The organism is Enterobacteriaceae bacterium Kacie_13 (assembly GCA_013457415.1).
GTDB lineage: Bacteria > Pseudomonadota > Gammaproteobacteria > Enterobacterales > Enterobacteriaceae > Rahnella.
Map to the genome: position 1 here is coordinate 1,246,351 of CP045665.1, position 23,279 is coordinate 1,269,629.

Here is a 23,279-nt window from a genome sequence, read left to right on the forward strand (position 1 = left end):
AGAATAAAGAATGAAATTTCCTGGTAAGCGTAAGTCAAAACACTATTTTCCGGTCAGCGCACGCGACCCTTTATTGCGTGATTCAATGCTGCAGGAGATGCAACCGGAATCCGAAGGCGGTGCGTCTTATATCGTCGGCATCGACCAGACAATGGTGGATATCGAAGCGCGCGTGGATGAACATTTTGTCGCCCGTTACGGGCTAACGCCCGGCGAATCCAACATTCTGGATGATGAAATGTCGGAAGCGTTGTACCAGGAACTGATGCTGAATGCGCTGATCACCCATCAGTTCGCTGGCGGTACCGTCGGCAATACGCTGCACAACTATTCCGTGCTGGCCGATGACCGTTCGGTGCTGCTCGGCGTGATGTGTAATAACGTTAAGATTGGCGATTACGCTTACCGCTATCTTTGTAACACCTCCAGCCGCGTAGATCTCAACTTCCTGCAGGGCGTGGACGGCGCAATTGGCCGCTGCTTTACGCTTATCAGTGAAACCGGTGAGCGCACCTTTGCCATCAGCCCGGGCAAGATGAACGGTTTGAAAGCTGAAAGCGTGCCGGAAGACGTGATTGCCGGTGCTTCCGCACTGTTGCTGACGTCGTATTTGCTGCGCAGCAAACCGGGTGAGCCGATCCCGCAGGCCACCATGCAGGCTATTGAATACGCAAAAAAATATCATGTCCCGGTGGTCCTAACGTTGGGCACGCAATATGTGATCGCAGACGATCCGCAGGCGTGGCGTGATTTTCTGCGCGACCACGTGTCGATTCTGGCGATGAATGAAGATGAAGGTTTTGCGCTTACCGGTCTGAAAGATCCGCTGATGGCCGCTGACAAGGCGCTGGAATGGGTCGATCTGGTGTTATGTACCGCCGGACCGAACGGTCTGTTTATGGCGAGCTTTACCGAAGACGCTTTTAAACGCACCACTCAGCATCCGCTGCTGCCGGGCGCAATTGCAGAATTCAACCAGTATGAATTTAGCCGTGCGATGCGTCGTGAATGCTGTGAGCAGCCGCTGAAGATTTATTCCCACATCGCGCCGTATATGGGCGGGCCGGAAAAAATTATGAATACTAACGGAGCGGGTGACGGTGCGCTTTCCGCATTGTTGCATGATATCGCTGCAAACGGTTTCCACCGCACCTCAGTACCGAACTCCAGTAAACATTCTCGCGAATATCTGACCTATTCATCGCTGGCGCAGGTGTGTAAATACGCCAACCGCGTCAGCTATCAGGTTTTGAATCAGCATTCTCCGCGTCTGACACGTGGTCTGCCTGAGCGTGAAGACAGCCTCGAAGAGAGCTACTGGGAACGCTGAGTAACAAGGGCGGGGAGGCGGTATTACTTTCCGCCTGAATCCCGCTTATCCCGCCTGAACCTGATTACGGCCTGACGTTTTCGCGCGATAAAGTGCGTCATCCACACGTTTAAACAAGCTGGTAAAATCCTCGCCCGCTTCGTATTGTGCCACACCTACGCTCACCGTCAGCGCAGGAAGCCCCGGCTGGGATAATTGCTGTACGGCTTCGCGCAAATCCTCAGCGACGTGCATTGCGCCCTCCAGCGGCGTCAGCGGCAGTAGGATTAAGAACTCCTCGCCGCCCCAGCGGAACACCGTATCGCTTTCGCGGATGCCGGTTTCCAGCGTGCGGGCAAGCATAATCAGCGCATCGTCGCCTTTATTGTGGCCATGCTCATCGTTTATCGCCTTAAAGTGATCAGCATCCACCAGCATCAGGCTGAAATTGTGCGTCCGTTGCGGATTCTGCGTCCGCGCATTTTCCACCAGTTGCATGAACTGACGGCGGTTACCCAGCCCGGTCAGCGGATCGCGCAGCGCTGCGTGTTCCAGCTCCTGCTCAAGACGCTTCTGCTCGGTGATGTCGTGAATGATGCACAGCATCAGCCGCACGCCGTTCACCTCCACCGGACCGGCATAAGTCTGGACGTGGCGCAGATTGCCGTCGGCCAGTTTATGCACGAACGTCAGCGGCTTGTGTCCGCCGGGCAGCCGTGCGATTTCATGCATCACCGGCAGCACATCCAGCCCCATCGCATTGATTTCCCAGGTGTGTTTGGTGCACATCTCATCGCGCGTATAACCATAAAAGCGTGTGGCTGCCTGATTTGCATCGACAATCTGACCGTTATTGGACGGATCGATTAACAACATCGGCGCAGTATTAGTCTGGAACAGCCGTTCGTAGAAACCACTTTCATCCCGGCGATAGGGCGTGGCATTTGGAACGGGAACGGGCACGTTGGCGGCGGAAGTGTGCGCGCCTTCGAACACAATGGCGGTTTCGTTTGTATCCAGCTGGACTGAAGACAGCCGGCAGCTCAGTGGGAAAGCCCGGCCTTCTTTGTGGATCGTCCAGATTTCGACGATCTGATCATCTTTTGCCAGATTCGGCAAATAGGACTCGAGGGATAACTGAGAATGAACGGAGAACTGGCCATTACGCAGCGGCCCGAGCAGGCTGTTGCCTGCCAGCTTTCTGGCCGCCGTATTGGCGAAAAGAATATGCTGACTGTGCGCCGAAACGACCCAGACCGGCGTACTTAATATGTTTAACGTTTCCAGATGGGGTAACAACATCGCGCCTACCGATCACTGTTTGGCATACCAACAGAATACAGCGAATTAATCTGATTAGGTGTTTTTTATGTAGCGGGATGTTGTGGGGAAATAAACGATATTGAAACGGGCGCACAAAAATGCGCCCGTGATTCAGAGGTGATCACACCGGGCAAAATGGCCGCTTTTCGTCTTCGGTCATGATGTCGATCTGCAACATATCCAGCATGCTGTTGGCGATCTCACGTTCGCCCATCACCACGCGATCCGCCCCGCGCTCCATGATGTACGTCACTTCGTCATCGTAATGCGCACGGGCAATGATCTCGATATTCGGCCGCTTGGCGCGCGCTGACGCAACGATTTCACCGGCTTCGTAACCGTTAGGGATAGTCACCAGCAGCCAGCGGGCGCAGTCCAGACGCGCCAGATCCATGATTTCCTGATTGGCGGCGTTGCCCAGAACAGTGCTGATCCCCTGTTCGCGTAGCGCTTCGACCCGCGGACGGGAATTTTCGATCACTACCAACGGGATGCCAGCGGCCTGAAGCTTCTCGCCCAGCAGGCTGCCGACGCGGCCATAACCGATCAGCAGTGCATGATTACACAGATCAAACGGGATCTGTTTTTCGTCTTCCACCGCTTCTTCGATGCTTTGATCTTCAATGGTCTCGGTTTTCGCCAGATATTTTTCCAGCAGCGTAAACAGCAGCGGGTTAAACATAATCGACAAAATTGCCCCTGCCAGTACCAGATTGCGACCTGGCTCAGACAGCAGCCCCAGAGAAATGCCCAGCCCTGCCAGAATAAATGCGAATTCGCCGATCTGCGCCAGACTGACTGAAATCGTCAGCGCGGTGCGTTTCGAGTGCCCGAACATTTTCACCAGTAAGAAGGCGGCGATGGATTTGCCGAACACAATAATGGCCAGGGTGGCAATCACTGTCAGAGGCTCGCGCACCAGAATCATCGGGTCGAAGAGCATACCGACTGATACGAAGAACAGCACGGCAAACGCATCGCGCAGCGGCAGGGTGTCATGCGCCGCCCGCTGGCTTAGTTCGGATTCGTTGAGCACCATCCCGGCGAAGAACGCACCCAGCGCGAAGGAGACGTCGAAGAACTCGACCGCACCGTAAGCGATACCCAGCGCCAGCGCCAGAACCGACAGTGTAAACAGTTCGCGAGAACCGGTACTGGCCGTTTTCGCCAGGATCCACGGCACTACGCGACGTCCGACCACCATCATTAGCGTCATAAAGGCCACGACTTTACCGATGGTGACCGCCAGCTCAATCAGCAGCTCGGTCGGGCTGGCGTGATGACTTTCCAGCATGCCGCTGAAGGCCGGTAATAAGACCAGCGTCAACACCATCACCAAATCTTCAACTATCAGCCAGCCGATGGCGATTTGCCCGCGCTGGCTTTCAATTAACTGCCGCTCTTCCAGAGCACGCAGCAGCACCACGGTACTGGCGGTGGACAGACACAGTCCGAAGACCAGACCGGTGGCGAGATCCCAGCCCATAAGGCTTGATAACCCCATTCCCAGCAGCGTCGCTACTGCGATTTGCGCTACAGCGCCAGGAATGGCGATCGCCTTTACGGCCAGTAAATCTTTTAAAGAGAAATGCAGACCCACGCCAAACATCAGCAATATTACGCCGATTTCAGCCAGTTCAGGAGCAAGAGAGGTATCCGCAACAAAGCCTGGTGTAAATGGCCCGGCCAGCACGCCTGCAGCGATATAGCCAACCAGAGGGGAAATACGTAATCGATTGGCGATCATGCCAAAGATAAAGGCCAGTACCAGGCCACCGACAATCGTGGTAATCAAGGGCGTAGAATGATGCATTCAGACTCCTTCTGGTTATGCTCAGGGCAATGTGTTGCAGATTGTTTCTAAGTTTATGGTAAAAATCATTTCCACGTTGAGGAATTTTGGCCTTTTTTGCCGTAAATCCCCCACAGACAACAAAAAAAATCTGAATGGATGATTTAAATGGGTTTTATCAGGCAAAACTCAAGTAGGGAAAGGATTAGTTGCTGCCGATATTCAGAATATCGGCAGCAGGAGGTACCGCTTAAGCGTTTTTACGTTCTAAATTCGGCAGGAAGGCAGTAAATATCCCGAGCAACGGGAGGAAGGCACAAATCTGATACACCAGCTCGATGCTGGTGATATCCGCTACATAGCCGAGCACTGCCGCCCCCAGCCCGCCCATTCCAAAGGCCAGCCCGAAGAACAGGCCGGACACCATGCCGACTTTTCCCGGCATCAGCTCTTGGGCAAATACCAGAATGGCCGAAAATGCCGAGGCCAGAATCACGCCGATAATCACGCTCAGCACGCTGGTCCACATGAGATTAGCGTGCGGCAAAAGTAGCGTAAATGGCGCGACACCGAGAATTGACGCCCAAATGACGTATTTGCGCCCAATCTTATCACCCACCGGCCCGCCGATGATCGTCCCCGCCGCGACCGCAAACAGGAAAACAAACAGATGGATCTGCGCGCTTTGCACCGAGACGCCAAATTTGTGGATAAGATAAAAGGTGTAATAGCTGCTGATACTGGTCAGATAGAAATATTTTGAGAACACCAGCACCAGCAAAATGCCCAGCGACATCGCCACCGTCCGACGCGGGAGTACGGTTATAGTACTTTTCATCGGGCCGCGCTTTTTGGCGATCAGATTTTGCTGGCGATACCATTTGCTGATTTGCAGCAGCACGACAATGCCGAGCAACGCTGCCAGCGAAAACCACGCAACGTTGCCTTTGCCATAAGGCGCGATAATCAACGCAGCCAGCAACGGGCCGAGGGAGCTGCCAAAGTTACCGCCCACCTGAAACAGCGATTGCGCCAGCCCGTGACGTCCGCCAGAGGCCATGCGCGCCACGCGGGATGATTCCGGGTGAAACACCGAAGAACCGGTGCCTACCAGAGCAGCCGCCAGCAGCACGACAGGGAAACTCTGTGCCGCGGCCAGCAGCAGCAGGCCCGAGAGCGTAAACCCCATCCCAATTGGCAGCGAATAGGGTTGCGGGTGCTTGTCGGTGTAATAACCGATGAGAGGTTGCAGCAGCGACGCGGTTATCTGATACGTCAGCGTAATCATCCCTATCTGGGTGAAGCTGAGCGCAAATTCATTTTGCAGCAACGGATAAATCGCCAGGATCAGCGACTGAATCATGTCATTAAGCAGATGAGAAACGCTGATCGCCGCCAAAATAGAAAACGCAGTCTTTTTGACTGCGTCTTTCTGCGGGCTTTCCGGCGTTGCCGTGTTATCGGTCATAGCAGGTGAACCTTCATCTTAGAATTATCGGGGCAGGGCTGTCAGTCGACTTTCGCGATCTCAGCGAACTGGCCTTTCAGTAAGCGACAAAGATCGCTTGCCGCCAGTTCAATATCAAGTCCGCGTTTACCGCCTGAAACATAAATGGTGGAAAACGTCTGCGCCGGGCTGTCGATAACCGTTGGCAGTAATTTCTTTTGTCCGAGAGGGCTGATGCCGCCGACCAGATAACCGGTCACGCGCTGGGCGATCGTCGGATCCGCCATGTCGGCTTTTTTCGCACCAAGGGTTTTGGCAACTTTCTTCAGATCCAGCATTGAGGCTACCGGTGTTACGGCAACGGCCAGATTTTTGGCGTCGCCGTTGAGGGAAACCAGCAACGTTTTATAGACCTGACGCGCATCCAGCCCAAGCTTTTTCACCGCTTCGTCACCGAAGTTTGTTTCATCGCTGCTGTGTTCGTACGGATGAAGAGTGAAGCTGACTTTATTCTTTTCCAGAAGAAGTACCGCTGGGGTCATGATCTTTCATCTCTGATTACTTTTTTGTTCGAAAAATCGTCGGCAGTTCAATTCGATGAAATTTAACAATAAAGTATGATTAATAAGCGAGGGAGAAATAGTAGTGCAATGAATGCTTATTGCCAAGACCCAGCGCAGGTTGTTACCCTGTGCGCGCCGGTGCCGTGTCCGCAAGGGCTGGCATTGTAGCTATAAAAATAAAATGAAATTCCTCTTTGACTGGCCGGCCTTAAAACCCGGCCATTTTTTTATCTGTGCTTTTACTTACCCGCCAGCAAATCCGGCAAATTCCCCTCGCCGTACAAATGCAGCGCGCCCACGGCGACCACGTAATTTCCTGGGGGCAGGTCAGAGAGCTGTTGTTTCCAGCGTGCGTTACGCTGATTCATCAGCACATCATATAGCTCACTGCTGAAGGTATTCGGCAACTGATCTAACGCTGCCACCGGTTTAGTATCCAGCCACCAACTGATCATGGTTTGCAGCAAACGGGCGTTGGTGTGCCAGTGCGTCAGCGTATCTTCCAGCAGCCCCAGACCGTTGTCGGGAAGCTGCTGCAACAGCGCAAACTGTTCCTGCGGGCCTTCCAGTTCAATGATCGGCATGCTCTGCTGTTTAGCGTTCTGCAACAGCTGATAATCAATGCCGTAATGACCGCGTAACCCGAGGCGCTGCGCTTGCGTCGCCTGCAACATCAGCGCGACCTGCCACGACGGCAGCGGGTTAAGCGTCCACATCGACACTCCCAGCTCTTCGCATAACTTTTCGACGTGCAGGTATTGCGATTCGGGCAGACGTTCTGTCAGCGGCGGGTATTCGCCGGACATTTCGAAAGGAGATTCGGTTCCGCTGATATCTGCTTCGACAATCAGTGCATCGGCTTTTTGCATACGGCGTAACAGCTGCGCGGGGAGCGGCTGCATATCCTGCGTACCCATATGAATGCTGCCGACCAGATGAAGGGAACGGTGGCCGGGAAGCTGAACATCAATGGCAGGATAGGAATACTCGACGGGAAGCAGCCTGCGTAGCCAACTGAATGTCTGTTTAAAAAACTGCGCCATATAGCCTGGTCTCCCGAAAAATGAGAGACCATGCTATCGCGTCATACGTTGGGCGAACAGAGGAAACGTCTTGTTTTTTAGGCCTGTTTTTTAGGCGTGAAGCGTAAAAGGCGGTTAGCGTTCGCCACCACGGTGATGGAAGAGAGCGCCATCGCCGCTCCGGCAATCACCGGGCTGAGCAGGGTGCCGGTCAGCGGATAAAGCACACCGGCGGCGATGGGGATACCAATCACGTTGTAGATAAATGCCCCAAGCAGGTTCTGTTTCATGTTGCGCAGCGTAGCCTGCGACATCGCCAGTGCGTCGGCGACGCCGTGCAGGCTCGGGCGCATCAGGGTGATGGCGGCGGTTTCAATCGCTACGTCGCTGCCGCTGCCCATCGCAATTCCGACATCCGCTTGTGCCAACGCTGGCGCATCGTTAATCCCGTCCCCAATCATCGCAACCTGCTGCCCCTTGGCCTGCAATGCTTTAATGGCGTCTGCTTTACCGTCTGGCCGCACGCCTGCAATTACCGTATCGATACCTGCCTGCGCTGCAATCACCTGCGCAGTGCGCAGGTTGTCGCCGGTCAGCATCACCAACTGATAGCCGAGCTGATGCAGACGCTGCAATGCCCCGACGCTGTCTTCGCGCAGTGGATCGCGCAGTCCGAACAACGCCGCCATCTGCCCGTCCACCGCCAGCAGAACCGGTGTTGCGCCTTGCTCCATCATCTCATTGAGCAATGCCTCAGTCACCTGAGCATTAACACCGTTTTCCTCCATGAGTGCTTGATTGCCCAGTAGCAGCGTTTTGCCGTTGACGTCGCCGCGTAAGCCCAGACCGCCGAGCGTGCGGAAGTTCTGCACGTCGGGAATGGCCTGATCTTGCGCTTTTTCAACAATCGCCTGCGCCAGCGGATGATGGGAGCCCTGTTCCAGCGCTGCAGCAAAACGCAGCGCTTCGGATTCGCTGATACCGCCAAAAGTATGGATATCGGTGACTTTCGGCTGGCCTTCGGTCAGCGTCCCGGTTTTGTCAAAGACCAGCGTCGAGAGCGTACTGGCTTTTTGCAGCGCATCGGCATCACGCACCAGTACGCCAAACTCCGCCGCCCGCCCGACACCGGCGGTGATCGACATCGGCGTGGCGAGCCCAAGCGCACAAGGACAGGCGATGATAAGCACCGTAGTGACGATTACCAGCGTGTACATCAGCTGCGGCTGCGGTCCGAAGAAGTACCAGATAGCCCCACTGAACAGCGCGAACAACACCACGGCAGGGACAAACACAGCAGAGATTCTGTCCGCGAGTTTACCGATCTCAGGCTTACTGCTTTGCGCTTCGCGCACCAGCTTGATGATGCGGGAAAGCGTAGTCTGGCTGCCAATGGCGTCTGCGCGAAACAGCACGCTGCCATCTTTCACCAGTGTCCCGGCATGTACCTTTTCTCCCTGCGATTTCTGTTGCGGGACAGGTTCGCCGGTCAGCATCGCCTCATCCATCCAGGCTTCGCCGCTCTGGATTTCTCCGTCGACCGGCACACGATCTCCGGTGGTCAGGCGCAGTGTCATCCCTTGCTCAACATTCGCCAGCGGGATGGATTGTTCGCCCTGTTCTGTGACTACGCGGGCGGTCGGCGGGGTAAGATCTAACAGACGTTCAAGCGCCTGAGAAGAGCGCTGGCGCCCGCGTTGTTCCAGCGCATGGCCGAGATTGATTAAGCCGATAATCATCACGCTGGCTTCATAATAAAGATGGCGTGCCTGCATGGGAAAGGCGTCCGGCCACAGGCTGACGGCGAAGGAGAACGCCCACGCCGCACCAGTACCGAGTGATACCAGCGTGTCCATGTTGGCGCTGCCGTGCATCAGGCTTTTCCATGCGCTGCGATAGAAATGTCCGCCCGCGACCACCATGACAGCCAGCGTCAGAACGCCGACAATCAGCCAGCCGGTCTGGCTCTCTGCGGTGACCATCATTTCGCCGCCGAGCAGCCCCCACAGCATCAGCGGAATACCGGCAGCCAGACCGATGGCGGCCTGCCAGCTGAAGCGGATCATGCTACTGCGCGCGGTTTGCTGCTGACGCTCGCGGCGTTTAGTTTCATCAATAATAATTTCAGCGCCGTAACCGGCACGTTCAACGGCGGCAATCAGCGCCTCCTGATCCACGTCGCCGCTGACCAGCGCGCTGCGTTCTGCCAGATTAACCCGCGCCCGTTCGACGCCGGTCACGCCTTCCAGCGCCCGCTGTACTTTACTGACACAGCTGGCGCAGCTCATTCCGCTGAGCAACAGCTGTACGCTGTCATCAGTGGCAGGAATGTGTGCCGGAACGGGTGAGACAGCCGCTGACAGGGGTTCCGGCAAAACAGTCGCCTTATCGGTCAGCGGCTCAGATTTTGGGGATGGATCCTCCAGCACTTGTGCTTCATAGCCGGCGTCCACCACAGCGTCGATCAGACTCTGGCTGCTGGCGTCGCCTTCAACGATGGCTTTGTCGAGTGAAACTTCCACAGCCGTGGTGCCTTCCACCGCTTCCAGCGCCTTACGCGTCGAAGCGACACAGTGTCCGCAGGACAAACCTTGCAGGGATAAAACGGTCGTTGTCATGATGATTTCCTTTTTGTCTTGACCCGATGGTCAACTTTCATTAGTTATAGAGGATAAACCTTCCAGCAAGGGGAAGGTCAAGGAGTCAAAATGAATATCAGTGATGTGGCAAAAAAAACCGGGCTGACCAGCAAGGCGATTCGTTTTTACGAAGAGAAGGGGCTGGTGACTGCGCCGATGCGCGCCGAAAATGGTTATCGCAGTTACGCGCAAAAACATATTGAAGAACTGACGCTTCTGCGTCAGGCGCGGCAGGTTGGATTTACGCTGGAGGAGTGTCAGGAGTTAGTCGCACTTTTCCATAACCCCGAGCGCCACAGTGCCGATGTGAAAGCGCGGACGCTGGAAAAGGCCGCGGAAATTGCGCGGCACATTGAAGAACTGAAAGTCATGCATCAGCGCCTTCTGACGCTGGCGGAGTCTTGTCCGGGGGATGACGGTGCTAACTGCCCGATCATCGACAATCTCAGCGGCTGTTGCCACAGCCATTAGGATTAGCGGGGGTGAGGTTCCACCCGCAGCGTCGCGCCTTCGACGCCGGTGATAATCACTTCGTCACCAACGCTTAACGGCGAGGTGCAGATGGCGCGCCAGCTGCTGTCACCGATTTTTACCCGCGTAAAGTGATTCACCAGTGGCTCTATCACGGTGGCGTAAGTGCCTACCAGCTGCTGGCCGCGTTGATTAAGCGACGCGTTGCCGCCGTTTTTATCCACGCGCTGATTCAGCCATTTCCACCACAGCCACGCCGCAATAATGGTGAGCACGGCAAACGCCGCGCCCTGCCATTCCCAGGGCAGCGGCAGGATCCATGTGACTAACCCTACCAGCGCCGCCGCCACGCCGCTCCATAACAAATAACCGCTCGCCCCGACGAGTTCAGCAGCCAGTAACAGGCCGCCGAGCGACAGCCAGAACAGATGCGGCGTTGCCATCAGGTTTTGCAGCATTATTTGCCGCCTTTAGTTTCTTTCAATAATTCGGCGATACCACCAATCGAGCCCATCAGGCTGCTGGCATCCAGTGGCATCATGATCACTTTGCTGTTATTAGCGGAACCGATTTTGGTCAGTGCGTCGGTATATTTCTGCGCCACAAAGTAGTTGATGGCGTGGACACTCCCCGCAGCGATGGCTTCGGACACCATTTTAGTTGCCTGCGCTTCGGCTTCGGCTGCACGTTCACGCGCTTCCGCTTGTAAGAAGGCCGACTGACGCTCACCTTCTGCTTTGAGGATCTGCGACTGTTTTTCACCTTCAGCGCGCAGAATAGCCGACTGACGCACGCCTTCTGCTTCGAGAATATCGGCACGCTTGGTACGTTCAGCTTTCATCTGTGCGTTCATCGCGGAGATAAGTTCTGCCGGTGGGCGCACGTCGCGGATTTCGATACGCGTGATTTTCACGCCCCAGGGATTGGTAGCTTCATCGACGATATGCAGCAAACGTGCGTTGATATTGTCGCGCTGTGACAGCATCTCGTCGAGTTCCATCGAACCCAGAACGGTACGGAAGTTGGTCATGGTCAGATTGACGATGGCCTGTTCCAGATTACTGACTTCGTAGGCGGCACGCGCCGGGTCGATGACCTGAATAAAGCAGACTGCGTCAATGGCTACGTTGGCGTTATCGCGGGAAATAACTTCCTGAGACGGAATATCCAGAACCTGCTCCATCATGTTGATCTTGCGGCCAACGCGGTCAACAAACGGCACGACCAGGTTCAGCCCAGGCATCAGTGTTTTGGTATAACGGCCAAAGCGCTCTACGGTCCACTGGTAGCCTTGTGGCACGATTTTGATCCCGGCGTAAACCACCAGCAGTGCCAGTACGATCAGAATGATAATGGGGATGGGGATGAGATCAAACATAGTATAAAACTCCTGTAAAACTGTGTCCTGAATATTCCGGCTGGAATATCCCGATAAAACAAGTCCCTGCGCGTTTACCAAAGGGTAAGAGGCGAGATCAATTGTCGCACACTTACACGAGTCATCGTATTAATAAAGGATAGTTCAGAGGGAAAAAGACAGGAAAAAGGGCACAAAAAAAGCGCACACTGGCTGGGGGAAGCCGGTGTGCGCCGGGAGTCTTAATTCGTTACTTTCTGATCAATCAGTACAGCAGAGAATATAACTGGCGGCGATATTTTGCGGCCAGCGCATCGCCGGTGCCCAGAGCGGCCATAATATCCATCAGCGTTTTACGCGCTGCACCGTTGGCAGCCCCTAAATCTTTCTTCAGCGGAGCCATCAGCAAATCCAGTGCTTCTTCGTTACGTCCCACCTGATGCAGTTGCAGGCTAAGTTTAACGACCAGCTCGGCGTTATCAGGATCGCCTGACAGTTCCATCTGAAGCTGTTGAATCTCAGGGGTATCCGCCGCCTGTTTCAGCAGTTCGATCTGGGCGATCAATCCCTGATAACGGGAGTCTTTATCCTGCAACGGGATGGTTGCCAGCACCGCTTCGGCGTCGTCGATGCGGTTCAGATGAATGTGTGTTTCCGCCAGCAGCAGGCCGATATCGCTGCGCTGATTGCTCAACTGCCACGCGTCTTTCAACAGTGGCAGCGCTTCCTGCGCTTTACCGTCCTGCAGCAATTCCTGCGCCTGAGCCAATTTAAGCTCTTCTTCTTTTGGCAGGACTTTTTGCAGCAATTCGCGGATCACCTCTTCCGGTTGCGGTCCCTGAAAACCATCCACTGGTTGCCCGTCTTTAAACAGGTAAACCGCAGGAATGGAACGCAGACCAAACTGCTGGGCGATCATCTGTTGCACATCGCAATCGACCTTCGCCAGAATGAGCTGACCGGCATATTCGGCGGCCAGTCTGTCGAGAATTGGCCCCAGTTGCAGGCAGTGCTGACTGCGTTCGGACCAGAAGTAGAACATCACCGGCACAGACATGGATTGCTCCAGCGCCTGTTGCAAGTTGGTTTCGTCGATATCGATGATAGTAGGTTGTGCAAGCATGAATTCTTTCTCTCGCTATACCCTTCATATTTTGGGTATATAAAATTAAAGTATTAATAAACAAATGGGGGCGGGCAATCGCGGCTTCAACCCCTCCGATTTAAGTTAGCTGTTTCCGCGTAAAACTTTATCCAGCAAGCGGCCAGGCAAAAGTCGTTTGAGCACGGTCAGTGCATGGGCGACCAGCGTGACCGGATAACGCAGCCGTGCGCGCGGATTTTCTAAAGCATGGTGCAGTTTTGGCAAAACTGCTTCCGGTTTGAGCGTAAAACGTCGCGCGATCCCCGGATTTTCCACTGGCTGATCGGCCTGCGACTGATTCACATTGGCGGTGAAATTGCTGCTCAGAGGGCCTGGCTCGATCAGACTGACCTGAATGCCTGTGCCATGCAGCTCCATGCGCAACGTATCGGACCAGGCTTCCAGCGCGAATTTACTCGCGGCATAGACGCCCCGTCGTGGCGTGGTGATAAGCCCCATAACGGAACTGGTCTGGATAATACGGCCTTCGCCATGCGGCAACATGGCGGGCAGTAAAAGTTGCGTCAGCTGATGGGTGCCAAACAGGTTAGTGGAAAATTGCTTCTCAAACTGTGCCCGGCTAATGCTGTTAAGCGGGCCGTAAACGCCATATCCGGCGTTATTGAACAAGCCATACAGGCGGTTGCCGGTCAGCGCAATGACCTCGGCAGCGGCCCGTTCGACGCTATTTTCATCATTGAGATCTAACTGGAGGGTTTCAAAACCCATCTGCTCAAGCGTGTCAATATCCTGCGCTTTCCGGCAGGCGGCCAGCACCCGATAACCGCGGCTGCGCAAGTCCTGCGCCGCCACCAGCCCAATACCGCTGGAACAGCCGGTGATTAATACTGCTTTTTGCATAACTTTACCTGTGAGGTGTCCCTATTTTTTATAGCTGTGATTTACTAGGGAGTCGGGTGAAAAAGGTAACGTCTTGGTTTTACTCACGTCCCGGTATTATTTTATTTATCGTATTTTAAACCTAATTGCTCAGCAGCGGGGCGAGTTTCTCAGCCATCCAGTCGGCGATAAACGGCTGAGCGGCCAGCGCAGGATGTAAACCGTCGTCCTGCATCCATTCCGGCTTCGCGGCGACCTGTTCCATAAAGAATGGCACCAGCGGCACGTTTTCCTGCTTCGCCAGTGCCGGATAAATGGCATAGAACGCATCACCGTAGCGTCGGCCATAGTTTGGCGGCAGGCGAATTTGCATCAGCAGCGGTTGGGCATCGGCCTGTTTTATCTGGCTGATAATCTGTGTCAGCGTTTGTGAGATGGTTTGCGGCGGGAATCCCCGCAGTCCGTCGTTGGCGCCCAGTTCGATCAGCACCCAGCGCGGATGATGTTGTTGCAGCAGCGCAGACAGTCGCGCCAGCCCTTGTCCGGCAGTATCGCCGCTGATGCTGGCGTTAATAATGTTGGGTTTATTCCCTTCTTTTTGCCATTTGTTATTTAGCAGTGACGGCCAGGATTCGGCTACCGGAAGGCGATAGACAGCACTTAAACTGTCGCCAATAATCAGCAAGTTATCAGCAGCAACGGCGCGAAAACTCAATAATCCTAACAACATAAGGAAGGGGAGATGCCAGCGGAAAACGTTCTTGAAGTTCATCATCTTAATAAGCACGTCGGTCAGGGTGAAGGACAGCTAACCATCCTGTCCGGTGTGGAGCTGGTTGTCAAACCGGCGCAGACAATTGCGCTGATCGGCGAGTCGGGTTCCGGTAAATCCACATTACTGGGCATTCTGGCCGGACTGGACGACGGCACCAGCGGTGATGTGGTGCTGCTTGGCAAATCTCTCCGTTCGCTAAACGAAGAGGGCCGCGCCGCGCTGCGGGCCAAAAATGTTGGCTTCGTGTTTCAGTCTTTCATGCTGGTGCCGACGCTGAACGCGCTGGAAAACGTTCAGCTTCCGGCGTTGCTGCGCGGTGAAAGTGACAGCAACAGCCGTCAGCAGGCTGTGCAGTTGCTGGAAAGTCTCGGGCTGGGCGGGCGCTTACATCATCTTCCGGCACAGCTTTCAGGCGGAGAGCAGCAGCGTGTGGCGCTGGCACGGGCATTTATCGGCAAGCCGAAATTACTCTTCGCAGATGAGCCCACCGGCAATCTGGATCGCGCCACCGGTGAGCGCATCATGGATCTCTTGTTCTCTTTGAACCGCGATGCGGCCACCACGCTGATTCTGGTCACCCATGATGAGCAACTGGCGGCGCGCTGCCAGCGGCGTTTGCGTCTGCGTGACGGTAAGTTGTGGGAGGAAGCATGATCTGGCGCTGGTTCTGGCGTGAATGGCGTTCACCTTCGTTGTTGATCGTTTGGCTGGCACTGACGCTGGCGGTGGCCTGTGTGCTGGCGCTCGGCAGTATCAGTGACCGTATGGATAAAGGGCTGAGCCAGCAAAGCCGCGAATTTATCGTCGGTGACCGCGTGCTGCGCTCTGCGCATCCGATTACCGAAGCCTGGTTGCAGGACGCGGAAAAGCAGGGGCTGAAAGTCAGCCGTCAGCTCTCTTTCATGACCATGACCTTTGCCGAAAATACCCCGCAGCTGGCATCCGTGAAAGCGACCGATCTGGCCTATCCGCTGTATGGCGCATTACAGACAGAACCGGCCGGGCTGAAACCGGAACCGGGCACTGTTCTGGTCGCGCCGCGTCTGCTGGCATTGCTGAACGTGAAAGTGGGCGACAATCTGGACGTCGGCGATTCCACGCTGAAAATCGCCGGCGTGATTGTGCAGGAGCCGGACTCGGGTTTTAATCCGTTCCAGACGGCTCCGCGTGTGATCATGAATCTGGACGATGTGCCGAAAACCGGCGCAGTCCAGCCGGGCAGCCGTCTGACCTATCGTTATATGTTTGCCGGAACGCCTGAGGCGATTCAGAGCTACGGCGACGCCATTAAAGGATTGCTGAAACCCGATCAGCGCTGGACCGGCATGGAAGATTCCGACGGCGCGCTGGGCAAATCCTTGCAACGTTCACAGCAGTTCCTCACGCTCTCGGCATTGCTGACGCTGATGTTGTCGATTGCCGCGATAGCCGTATCGATGGGACATTATTGCCGCAGCCGTTACGACCTGGTGGCGGTGCTTAAAACGCTCGGCGCGGGGAAGAAGGCGCTGCGCAGGTTGATCATCGGCCAGTGGCTAGCGGTGATGGTACTGGCGGGTATTTGCGGCAGCCTGGTCGGGCTGGCGTTTGAAGCGGGGCTGATGAAGGTACTGGCTCCGGTTCTGCCTGCGGCGCTTCCGCCTGCTGGCGTCTGGCCGTGGGTGTGGTCGATGGGCGCGATGGTGGTGATCTCCTTGCTGATCGGCATTCGTCCTTACCGCCAGCTGCTGGCGACTCAGCCGCTGCGCGTGTTGCGTAACGACGTGGTCGCCAACGTCTGGCCGCTGCGCTATTTCCTGCCGGTAATGGTGTTAGTCGTCGTCGGGCTGCTGGCGGCGTTGATGGGCGGAAGTTCGCTGCTCTGGTCACTGCTGGCGGGCGTGCTGGTGCTGTCATTGTTACTGGGGGTTATCGGCTGGGGCGCGCTGTTATTACTGCGCCGCCTGACGTTCCGCCAGCTTCCTCTGCGTCTGGCGGTTAACCGTCTGCTGCGCCAGCCGTGGGTAACGCTGAGCCAGCTGGCGGCGTTCTCAATGTCGTTTATGTTGCTGGCGTTGTTGCTGGTGATGCGCGGGGACTTGCTGGATCGCTGGGAGCAACAGCTGCCGCCGGACAGCCCGAATTATTTCCTGCTCAACATCACCAAAGAGCAAATCCCGCAGGTGACGGATTTTCTGCATCAGCATAAAGCCGAGCCGGAAACCTTCTATCCGATCGTGCGTGTGCGTCTGACCAAAATTAACGACAAGATTGCCACCGACATCATCAAACCTGATGATGCGGGCGGTGAGGCGGTAAACCGTGAGCTGAACCTGACGTGGATGGAAGGCCTGCCGGATCACAATCCGCTGGTCGCAGGCAACGGGCCGCCGAAAGTCGGTGAAGTGTCGATCGATGAAGGGCTGGCGGGGCGTCTGGGCGTGAAGCTCGGTGATACCGTGACTTTTAACGGTGATACACAGGATTTCAGCGCCAAAATTACCAGTCTGCGTAAAGTGGACTGGGACAGTCTGAAGCCGAACTTCTACTTCATCTTCCCGCCGGGCGCGCTCGACGGCCAGCCGCAAAGCTGGCTGACCAGCTTCCGCTATCACGGCGACGACAGCACGATCACGCAGTTCAACCGCCAGTTCCCGACGGTCAGTATGATGGATATCGGCTCGATTTTGCGTCAGATTGGACAGGTTCTGCAGCAGGTGAGCAGGGCGCTGGAAGTGATGGTGATTCTGGTGATGCTGTGCGGTGGGCTGCTCCTGCTGGCACAAATTCAGGTTGGGATGCGCCAGCGCCGTCAGGAGCTGATCGTTTATCGCACGCTCGGCGCCAGCAAAAAAATGCTGCATCGCACGCTGTGGTGTGAATTTGCGGTACTCGGGCTGGTCGCCGGTATCGCGGCGGCCATCGGGGCGGAAGCGGCATTATGGCTGTTGCAGCGCAAAGTGTTCGATTTCCCCTGGGAGCCGAATTACCTGATGTGGATTGCCGTGCCGGTAGTCAGCGCGTTGCTGCTCTCGGTCTGCGGCGGCTGGCTGGGTGTGCGGTTGCTGCGGGGAAGGGCGTTGTTCAGGCAATACGACGCGTAACCGCCATACTTCGAGCCGCAGGAGCGTTGGCTGCGTTCAGTCACCCGAATCACTTACCTGAGTAAGCTCATCGGGATTTCTTTACTTGCTGCGTTACTCGGCAGAGCCTCGCCCCGTTGGGCCAGCACATGTGCTGTTCAAAAGGCTGAAGCCTTTTGAACAGCAACTCGAATTATTTAGGTCACCAGAGCATCTCCTTTTTAGCGGGAGGTGCTCAAATCACAGCTTCTCAATCGCCCATTCAATACCGCTGGCGTACTCTTGCGGGAGCATCGGGATCAGTGCAGACAGGTTATCTTTCAGCAGGCTGGCACTGGCGTCGTTGAGATTCAGGTGTCCTACTTTACGTCCGGGACGTACTTCTTTCTCGTACCAGTGCAGGTTCACCAGCGGCAGGCTGAGCCACTGCGCAGCGACATCCGTCCCAATCAGATTGACCATCACCGACGGCGTACTGACGACAGGTTTCGGGAGCGGCAGGCCAAGGATCGCCCGCAGGTGCATTTCAAACTGGCTGTAAGATGCGCCGTTTTGCGTCCAGTGCCCGCTGTTATGTACACGTGGAGCCAGTTCGTTTATCAACAAACCTTCGCTGACCACAAAACACTCCATCGCCATCACGCCGACATAATTCAGTTCATTAAGGATTGCCGACAGCATACTTTCCGCCTGCTGTTGCAGCGCGGCGTCGGGCTCCGGCAGTGCCACGCTGGTGCGCAGAATACCGTCCTGATGCAGATTGTGGGTGAGCGGATAAAAGACAGTTTTGCCATCGTGCCCGCGCGCACCGACCAGCGATACTTCGCCGGAAAAATGGATGCCCTGTTCGACGATGCATTCTCCGTAGCAGTCTTTCGGCAATGTGGCTTCTTCACCTGAACGCAGACGCCATTGGCCGCGGCCGTCATAACCGCCGACGCGACGTTTTACAATCGCCAGTTCACCGAGCTGTGAGAAAACCTGCGGCCATTCGGCTTCATCGGCCAGTAACTGCCAGGGCGCGGTGGCCAGCCCAAGCTGGTCCAGCAGCTGCTTTTGCGTCAGACGATCGGCCAGACGCGGGAAAATATCGCGGTTGACGAACGCGGTATGCGTCGCCAGTTCGCGGGTCAGCGCGGTTTCAGGCCAGCGTTCGATTTCAGCGGTGATTACGCTTTGCTGATAAGGCACGGCTTCCGGCTCAGCATCCAGACCTACCGGATAAACGGCAATCCCCAGTGGTTCGCCCGCCTGACGCAGCATTCTGCCTAACTGACCGTTTCCGAGTACGCAGACCGGCTTCATGCTTCCTCCCGCGGGTCCGGGTTGTTCAGGACTTCATCGGTTTGTGCTTTGCGCCATGCGGCCAGATTTTTGCTGATCTGAGTATCGTGCAGCGCCAGGATTTGTGCGGCGAGCAGGGCAGCGTTTGCGGCACCCGCTTTGCCGATAGCCAGCGTACCCACCGGAATACCCCGCGGCATTTGTACGATGGAATACAGGCTGTCGATGCCGCTCAGCGCAGCACTTTGCACCGGCACGCCCAGTACCGGCACCAGTGTTTTCGCGGCCAGCATGCCCGGCAGATGTGCCGCGCCGCCTGCGCCTGCGATGATTACATCAAACCCGTTGGCCGAAGCTTGTTCCGCGAAGGTGAACAATTTATCCGGCGTACGGTGAGCGGAGACGATATCGACATGAAAAGGAATATTCAGCGTTGTGAGCACTTCGGCGGCGAACTGCATGGTCGCCCAGTCACTTTTAGACCCCATAACGATGGCGATTTTTGCCGGGGTAACGTTGGATGACATGTCTGTATAGCTCCTGTGATTATGCAAGCATCGCCAGAGGACTGGTTCTGGCGGAGAGGGCGCAAATGATATCACGCTCATGAAGCAAGGAAAACGGTTGCGTCGCCGGAGAACCGTGCTTTTTTGCTGAGAAGTTGTCGGCAGATTTGTATAATCCCCACCACTCTGTTTTTAACGTACCCGACGGGAAACTGATTTATGACGCAGACTTTACTGGCACCGATTTATGATTTTCTGCACTGTAAAACACCGGCTCTTTGGGTGGATGTTGCGCTGGAAAATCAGGCGGTGATGCTGATTGACCACGCCAATTGCGAAAAGAAAGCGGCGGCCACGGCGATGAGCCTGATGACCAAATACCTCGACCGTACCGAATTATTATTTTGTGCCGCGCGGCTGGCGCGCGAAGAGTTGCACCATTTCGAACAGGTGGTGGAAATCATGCAAAAGCGTAATGTCACCTATACCCCACTTTCTCCGTCGCGTTACGCCAGCGGAATGATCAAACACACCCGGCATCACGACGATTTGAACATTCTGGTGGACCGGCTGATTATCGGCGCCTATATCGAGGCGCGTTCCTGCGAGCGTTTCGCTAAAATCGCGCCCCATCTGGATGAAACGTTGTCGCGTTTTTACACGTCGCTTTTGCGCTCGGAATCACGGCACTTCGCCGATTATCTGGCGCTGGCGGAGCAGTATGCCGGCACGGATATCAGCGATAGGGTGGAATTTTTCGGAAGGATTGAAGCGGAGTTAATTTTATCGCCAGATGAGCAGTTCCGCTTTCACAGCGGAACACCCGTGTGCAGTCTCAAAACGGGAAGCTGACCAGTTCCACGTTTTCAGCAGTCACTTTGACCATCGATCCCTCTTCATGCCATGCACCTAACACCACGCGGTGGCCGGTTTTCTCACCGAGCGGTACGTCGTGGACCGCGGGGCGATGAGTGTGGCCGTGAATCATCCATTCCACGCCTGCCGCCTGCATTTCACTGACCACAGCCTGAGGATTTACATCCATAATCGCCAGTGATTTTCCCTGATTCGAGGCTTTGCTGTTGGCGCGCATTTTGGCGGCAATGCCCAGACGCCATTTCAGCGGCAACAGCAGGAACAGTTTTTGGATTAGCCGATTGTGTACTTTTTTACGGAAGTTCTGATAGGGGATATCATCGGTACACAGCGTGTCACCGTGCAGGATCAGCACGCGACGACCATAGAGTTCGAGGACTTTCTTTTCCGGAAGCAGCGTCATCAGGCTGTCGCGCGCGAAACGTCTGCCGAGCAGAAAATCGCGGTTGCCGTGGATGAAGAAACAGGGCACGCCTTGCTGGTGGAGGTGGTTTAACGCCGCAGAGATTTGCGCGTGTAACGGTTCAGGATCATCGTCACCAATCCAGGCTTCGAATAAGTCACCGAGAATGTACAGTGCGTCGGCCTGCGGCGCATCTTCGCGTAGAAAACGCAGAAAACCGGCAGTAATTGCCGGTTCCTGTGCGCAAAGATGAATATCTGCGATAAAAAACGTGGTCATTCCGACGCGTTCTTTAAAAACGTCGGTTATTCGCTGACTGTGACGCTTTTGATCACAACATCTTCTTTTGGAACGTCCTGGTGCATGCCGCTGCGACCGGTTTTAACCGCTCTGATCGCATCAACCACGTCCTGACCTTCAACCACTTCTGCGAATACGCAGTAGCCCCAACCTTGCGCATTTTTGCCGCTGTGGTTCAGGAAGTCGTTATCAGTCACGTTGATGAAGAACTGTGCAGTAGCAGAATGCGGATCGTTGGTACGTGCCATCGCCAGCGTGCCTTTGGTGTTTTTCAGGCCGTTGTCTGCTTCGTTTTTAATCTGAGCATCAGTATTTTTCTGGTTCATGCCTGGCTCAAAACCACCGCCCTGAATCATGAAACCGTCGATAACACGGTGGAAAATTGTGTTGTCGTAGAAGCCTTTACGGCAATAGTTCAGGAAGTTTTCAACCGTTACGGGCGCTTTGTCAGCAAAAGTTTTTACTACGATGTCGCCGTGGTTGGTGTGGAAAGTGACCATATTAATCATCCTGCTTATGTTGATGTGTGCTCTTAGTAAGAGTCGCTACTATAGCCTTTTCTTATACCATAACTCAAAAGTTGCCGTCAGCAGACGGTTTGTGACGACTAAAGCCCGTCCGGCGGCCTTATGCCGTTTCGGTGAAGGCGTTTTCGTTATATTATGAGCCGAAGTGTCGCGAAAGCGCCTAACCATCATTTTCTACGCCCAACACACGGAATAGCCTGATGCTGAAGATTTTTAATACCCTGAGTCGCCAAAAAGAGGAATTCAAGCCAATTCATGCCGGTAAAGTCGGGATGTACGTGTGTGGGATCACTGTTTACGACCTGTGTCACATTGGCCACGGTCGCACCTTTGTGTCTTTCGATGTGGTATCGCGCTACCTGCGTTACCTCGGTTATGACCTGAAATATGTGCGTAACATTACCGATATCGACGACAAGATCATCAAACGTGCCGCTGAGCAAGGCGAACATTTCTCGGCCTTAACCGACCGTATGATTGCCGAAATGCACAATGATTTTGCTTCGCTGAACATTTTGCCACCGGATTCTGAACCGCGTGCCACGCAGCACATTGGTGAAATTATTGAAATCGTACAGAAGCTCATCGACCGCGACCACGCCTATGTGGCGTCGAACGGCGACGTGATGTTCTGGGTGGAAAGCGATCCTGATTACGGTTTGCTGTCCCGTCAGGATCTGGATCAGTTGCAGGCCGGTGCGCGCGTTGAAGTCGAAGCGAATGTGAAACGTAATCCAATGGACTTCGTGCTATGGAAAATGTCCAAGCCGGGTGAACCGAGCTGGACGTCACCTTGGGGTGAAGGCCGTCCGGGCTGGCACATCGAATGTTCTGCGATGAACTGCAAACAGCTGGGCGATCATTTTGATATCCACGGCGGGGGTTCTGATCTGATGTTCCCGCACCATGAAAACGAAATTGCTCAGTCAAGCTGCGCGCACGAAGGCCCGTATGTGAATACGTGGATGCACTCTGGCATGGTGATGATCGACCGTGAGAAAATGTCCAAATCATTGGATAATTTCTTTACTGTGCGCGACGTGCTGAAATATTACGACGCCGAAAGCGTGCGTTACTTCCTGATGTCCGGCCATTACCGCAGTCAGCTGAACTACAGCGAAGAGAACCTTAAACTGGCGCGTACCTCGATGGAACGCCTGTACACCGCACTGCGCGGCACCGACGCCAGCGCAGCGCCAGCGGGTGGCGAAGCGTTTGTTGCCCGCTTCCGTGCGGCGATGGACGACGATTTCAACACGCCGGAAGCCTATTCCGTACTGTTTGATATGGCGCGTGATATCAACCGTCTGAAAACGGAAGACATGTCTTCCGCCAACGGCATGGCGGCAGAGTTACGCCAGCTGGCGGCCGTGCTCGGCTTGCTGGAGCAGGATCCAGAGCAGTTCCTCAAATCCGGTGCGCAGGCGGATAATGATGACGAAGTCGCTGAAATCGAAGCGTTGATCAAACAGCGTAACGACGCCCGCGCCAGTAAAGACTGGGGCATGGCGGATAAAGCGCGTGACCGTCTGAATGAAATGGGTATCGTTCTGGAAGATGGCGCGGCAGGCACCACCTGGCGCAGAAAGTAATCCTTTCTCTCTTTTTTCAGCTACGCTCAATGGCTCCCGTTTGGGGG

General features: G+C 55.1%; 21 protein-coding genes. 6 read left to right on the forward strand and 15 right to left on the reverse strand.

Annotated features, from left to right (window positions below):
• The first annotated feature begins 10 nt into the window (after positions 1 to 10).
• Positions 11 to 1,330, forward strand: a complete 1,320-nt coding sequence (locus GE278_05640) for an inosine/guanosine kinase (GenBank protein ID QLK60286.1) — start codon at positions 11 to 13, stop codon at positions 1,328 to 1,330.
• 45 nt (positions 1,331 to 1,375) lie between these two features.
• Here the strand turns inward: GE278_05640 and GE278_05645 are convergent, their stop codons facing one another.
• The 6 genes from GE278_05645 to copA all read right to left on the reverse strand — a co-directional run bounded on the left by GE278_05645 (position 1,376) and on the right by copA (position 10,074).
• The gene (locus GE278_05645) at positions 1,376 to 2,611 is read right to left on the reverse strand and encodes a diguanylate cyclase (protein QLK60287.1); all 1,236 of its coding nucleotides are present in this window, start codon (positions 2,609 to 2,611) and stop codon (positions 1,376 to 1,378) included.
• Positions 2,612 to 2,753: 142 nt separating this feature from the next.
• Positions 2,754 to 4,445: a Kef family K(+) transporter gene (locus GE278_05650; protein QLK60288.1), complete on the reverse strand. Its 1,692-nt coding sequence runs from the start codon at positions 4,443 to 4,445 to the stop codon at positions 2,754 to 2,756.
• 229 nt (positions 4,446 to 4,674) lie between these two features.
• A complete protein-coding gene (locus tag GE278_05655) occupies positions 4,675 to 5,892 on the reverse strand; it encodes an MFS transporter (GenBank protein QLK60289.1) in 1,218 nt (405 codons plus the stop codon).
• A gap of 41 nt (positions 5,893 to 5,933) precedes the next feature.
• Positions 5,934 to 6,413 carry a Cys-tRNA(Pro)/Cys-tRNA(Cys) deacylase YbaK gene (ybaK, locus tag GE278_05660; protein ID QLK60290.1) on the reverse strand — a complete coding sequence of 160 codons (480 nt, stop codon included), beginning with the start codon at positions 6,411 to 6,413 and terminating at the stop codon, positions 5,934 to 5,936.
• A 260-nt stretch (positions 6,414 to 6,673) separates the two neighbouring features.
• Complete coding sequence (locus GE278_05665; GenBank protein QLK60291.1) at positions 6,674 to 7,477, reverse strand: conjugal transfer protein TraB; 804 nt, start codon at positions 7,475 to 7,477, stop codon at positions 6,674 to 6,676.
• A 77-nt stretch (positions 7,478 to 7,554) separates the two neighbouring features.
• A complete protein-coding gene (copA, locus tag GE278_05670; GenBank protein ID QLK60292.1) occupies positions 7,555 to 10,074 on the reverse strand; it encodes a copper-exporting P-type ATPase CopA in 2,520 nt (839 codons plus the stop codon).
• A 90-nt stretch (positions 10,075 to 10,164) separates the two neighbouring features.
• Between copA and cueR the strand changes: the two genes are divergently transcribed.
• On the forward strand, positions 10,165 to 10,566 hold the full coding sequence (gene cueR / locus GE278_05675) for a Cu(I)-responsive transcriptional regulator (protein QLK60293.1): 402 nt from the start codon (positions 10,165 to 10,167) through the stop codon (positions 10,564 to 10,566).
• Between the two features lie 2 nt (positions 10,567 to 10,568).
• Here cueR and GE278_05680 read toward each other — a convergent pair whose 3' ends face one another.
• From GE278_05680 to tesA, 5 genes are all read right to left on the reverse strand, one after another.
• The gene (locus GE278_05680; protein ID QLK60294.1) at positions 10,569 to 11,024 is read right to left on the reverse strand and encodes an NfeD family protein; all 456 of its coding nucleotides are present in this window, start codon (positions 11,022 to 11,024) and stop codon (positions 10,569 to 10,571) included.
• Positions 11,024 to 11,944 carry an SPFH/Band 7/PHB domain protein gene (locus GE278_05685; GenBank protein ID QLK60295.1) on the reverse strand — a complete coding sequence of 307 codons (921 nt, stop codon included), beginning with the start codon at positions 11,942 to 11,944 and terminating at the stop codon, positions 11,024 to 11,026. The genes GE278_05680 and GE278_05685 overlap by 1 nt, the downstream gene beginning before the upstream one ends.
• 244 nt (positions 11,945 to 12,188) lie before the next feature.
• Positions 12,189 to 13,046 (reverse strand): tetratricopeptide repeat protein, encoded by an 858-nt coding sequence (locus GE278_05690; GenBank protein ID QLK60296.1) that lies wholly within the window; start codon positions 13,044 to 13,046, stop codon positions 12,189 to 12,191.
• Positions 13,047 to 13,151: 105 nt separating this feature from the next.
• Complete coding sequence (locus GE278_05695) at positions 13,152 to 13,928, reverse strand: SDR family oxidoreductase (GenBank protein ID QLK60297.1); 777 nt, start codon at positions 13,926 to 13,928, stop codon at positions 13,152 to 13,154.
• Between the two features lie 121 nt (positions 13,929 to 14,049).
• Entirely contained in the window at positions 14,050 to 14,682 is a 633-nt protein-coding gene (gene tesA, locus GE278_05700; protein ID QLK60298.1) for a multifunctional acyl-CoA thioesterase I/protease I/lysophospholipase L1, read from the reverse strand.
• On the opposite strand from tesA, the gene GE278_05705 reads away from it, so the two are divergent.
• Together GE278_05705 and GE278_05710 are read left to right on the forward strand one after the other, a co-directional pair.
• Positions 14,650 to 15,336 (forward strand): ABC transporter ATP-binding protein, encoded by a 687-nt coding sequence (locus GE278_05705; GenBank protein ID QLK60299.1) that lies wholly within the window; start codon positions 14,650 to 14,652, stop codon positions 15,334 to 15,336. The genes tesA and GE278_05705 overlap by 33 nt on opposite strands.
• Positions 15,333 to 17,765: an FtsX-like permease family protein gene (locus GE278_05710; protein QLK60300.1), complete on the forward strand. Its 2,433-nt coding sequence runs from the start codon at positions 15,333 to 15,335 to the stop codon at positions 17,763 to 17,765. The genes GE278_05705 and GE278_05710 overlap by 4 nt, the downstream gene beginning before the upstream one ends.
• Before the next feature lie 219 nt (positions 17,766 to 17,984).
• Here GE278_05710 and purK read toward each other — a convergent pair whose 3' ends face one another.
• Both purK and purE read right to left on the reverse strand, forming a co-directional pair.
• Positions 17,985 to 19,049 (reverse strand): 5-(carboxyamino)imidazole ribonucleotide synthase, encoded by a 1,065-nt coding sequence (gene purK / locus GE278_05715; GenBank protein ID QLK60301.1) that lies wholly within the window; start codon positions 19,047 to 19,049, stop codon positions 17,985 to 17,987.
• Positions 19,046 to 19,555 carry a 5-(carboxyamino)imidazole ribonucleotide mutase gene (purE, locus tag GE278_05720; GenBank protein ID QLK60302.1) on the reverse strand — a complete coding sequence of 170 codons (510 nt, stop codon included), beginning with the start codon at positions 19,553 to 19,555 and terminating at the stop codon, positions 19,046 to 19,048. The genes purK and purE overlap by 4 nt, the downstream gene beginning before the upstream one ends.
• Before the next feature lie 198 nt (positions 19,556 to 19,753).
• On the opposite strand from purE, the gene GE278_05725 reads away from it, so the two are divergent.
• Positions 19,754 to 20,386 (forward strand): tRNA-(ms[2]io[6]A)-hydroxylase, encoded by a 633-nt coding sequence (locus GE278_05725; protein ID QLK60303.1) that lies wholly within the window; start codon positions 19,754 to 19,756, stop codon positions 20,384 to 20,386.
• Here the strand turns inward: GE278_05725 and lpxH are convergent.
• Together lpxH and ppiB are read right to left on the reverse strand one after the other, a co-directional pair.
• Complete coding sequence (gene lpxH / locus GE278_05730) at positions 20,370 to 21,092, reverse strand: UDP-2,3-diacylglucosamine diphosphatase (GenBank protein QLK60304.1); 723 nt, start codon at positions 21,090 to 21,092, stop codon at positions 20,370 to 20,372. The two genes, GE278_05725 and lpxH, sit on opposite strands and share 17 nt — an antisense overlap.
• Positions 21,093 to 21,118: 26 nt before the next feature.
• Complete coding sequence (gene ppiB / locus GE278_05735; GenBank protein ID QLK60305.1) at positions 21,119 to 21,613, reverse strand: peptidylprolyl isomerase B; 495 nt, start codon at positions 21,611 to 21,613, stop codon at positions 21,119 to 21,121.
• Between the two features lie 227 nt (positions 21,614 to 21,840).
• On the opposite strand from ppiB, the gene cysS reads away from it, so the two are divergent.
• Positions 21,841 to 23,232 carry a cysteine--tRNA ligase gene (cysS, locus tag GE278_05740; protein QLK60306.1) on the forward strand — a complete coding sequence of 464 codons (1,392 nt, stop codon included), beginning with the start codon at positions 21,841 to 21,843 and terminating at the stop codon, positions 23,230 to 23,232.
• Positions 23,233 to 23,279: the final 47 nt, after the last annotated feature.

Excerpts from the sequence above, each read along its gene's own strand:
- GE278_05705 (QLK60299.1), top strand. The coding sequence starts at position 14,650 with ATGCCAGCGGAAAACGTTCTTGAAGTTCATCATCTTAATAAGCACGTC.
- GE278_05695 (QLK60297.1), bottom strand. The coding sequence starts at position 13,928 with ATGCAAAAAGCAGTATTAATCACCGGCTGTTCCAGCGGTATTGGGCTG.
- purK (QLK60301.1), bottom strand. The coding sequence starts at position 19,049 with ATGAAGCCGGTCTGCGTACTCGGAAACGGTCAGTTAGGCAGAATGCTG.
- GE278_05645 (QLK60287.1), bottom strand. The coding sequence starts at position 2,611 with ATGTTGTTACCCCATCTGGAAACGTTAAACATATTAAGTACGCCGGTC.
- ybaK (QLK60290.1), bottom strand. The coding sequence starts at position 6,413 with ATGACCCCAGCGGTACTTCTTCTGGAAAAGAATAAAGTCAGCTTCACT.
- GE278_05690 (QLK60296.1), bottom strand. The coding sequence starts at position 13,046 with ATGCTTGCACAACCTACTATCATCGATATCGACGAAACCAACTTGCAA.
- GE278_05685 (QLK60295.1), bottom strand. The coding sequence starts at position 11,944 with ATGTTTGATCTCATCCCCATCCCCATTATCATTCTGATCGTACTGGCA.
- copA (QLK60292.1), bottom strand. The coding sequence starts at position 10,074 with ATGACAACGACCGTTTTATCCCTGCAAGGTTTGTCCTGCGGACACTGT.
- GE278_05725 (QLK60303.1), top strand. The coding sequence starts at position 19,754 with ATGACGCAGACTTTACTGGCACCGATTTATGATTTTCTGCACTGTAAA.
- GE278_05665 (QLK60291.1), bottom strand. The coding sequence starts at position 7,477 with ATGGCGCAGTTTTTTAAACAGACATTCAGTTGGCTACGCAGGCTGCTT.
- cysS (QLK60306.1), top strand. The coding sequence starts at position 21,841 with ATGCTGAAGATTTTTAATACCCTGAGTCGCCAAAAAGAGGAATTCAAG.
- GE278_05680 (QLK60294.1), bottom strand. The coding sequence starts at position 11,024 with ATGCTGCAAAACCTGATGGCAACGCCGCATCTGTTCTGGCTGTCGCTC.
- GE278_05650 (QLK60288.1), bottom strand. The coding sequence starts at position 4,445 with ATGCATCATTCTACGCCCTTGATTACCACGATTGTCGGTGGCCTGGTA.
- GE278_05640 (QLK60286.1), top strand. The coding sequence starts at position 11 with ATGAAATTTCCTGGTAAGCGTAAGTCAAAACACTATTTTCCGGTCAGC.
- GE278_05710 (QLK60300.1), top strand. The coding sequence starts at position 15,333 with ATGATCTGGCGCTGGTTCTGGCGTGAATGGCGTTCACCTTCGTTGTTG.
- ppiB (QLK60305.1), bottom strand. The coding sequence starts at position 21,613 with ATGGTCACTTTCCACACCAACCACGGCGACATCGTAGTAAAAACTTTT.
- purE (QLK60302.1), bottom strand. The coding sequence starts at position 19,555 with ATGTCATCCAACGTTACCCCGGCAAAAATCGCCATCGTTATGGGGTCT.
- cueR (QLK60293.1), top strand. The coding sequence starts at position 10,165 with ATGAATATCAGTGATGTGGCAAAAAAAACCGGGCTGACCAGCAAGGCG.
- GE278_05655 (QLK60289.1), bottom strand. The coding sequence starts at position 5,892 with ATGACCGATAACACGGCAACGCCGGAAAGCCCGCAGAAAGACGCAGTC.
- lpxH (QLK60304.1), bottom strand. The coding sequence starts at position 21,092 with ATGACCACGTTTTTTATCGCAGATATTCATCTTTGCGCACAGGAACCG.
- tesA (QLK60298.1), bottom strand. The coding sequence starts at position 14,682 with ATGATGAACTTCAAGAACGTTTTCCGCTGGCATCTCCCCTTCCTTATG.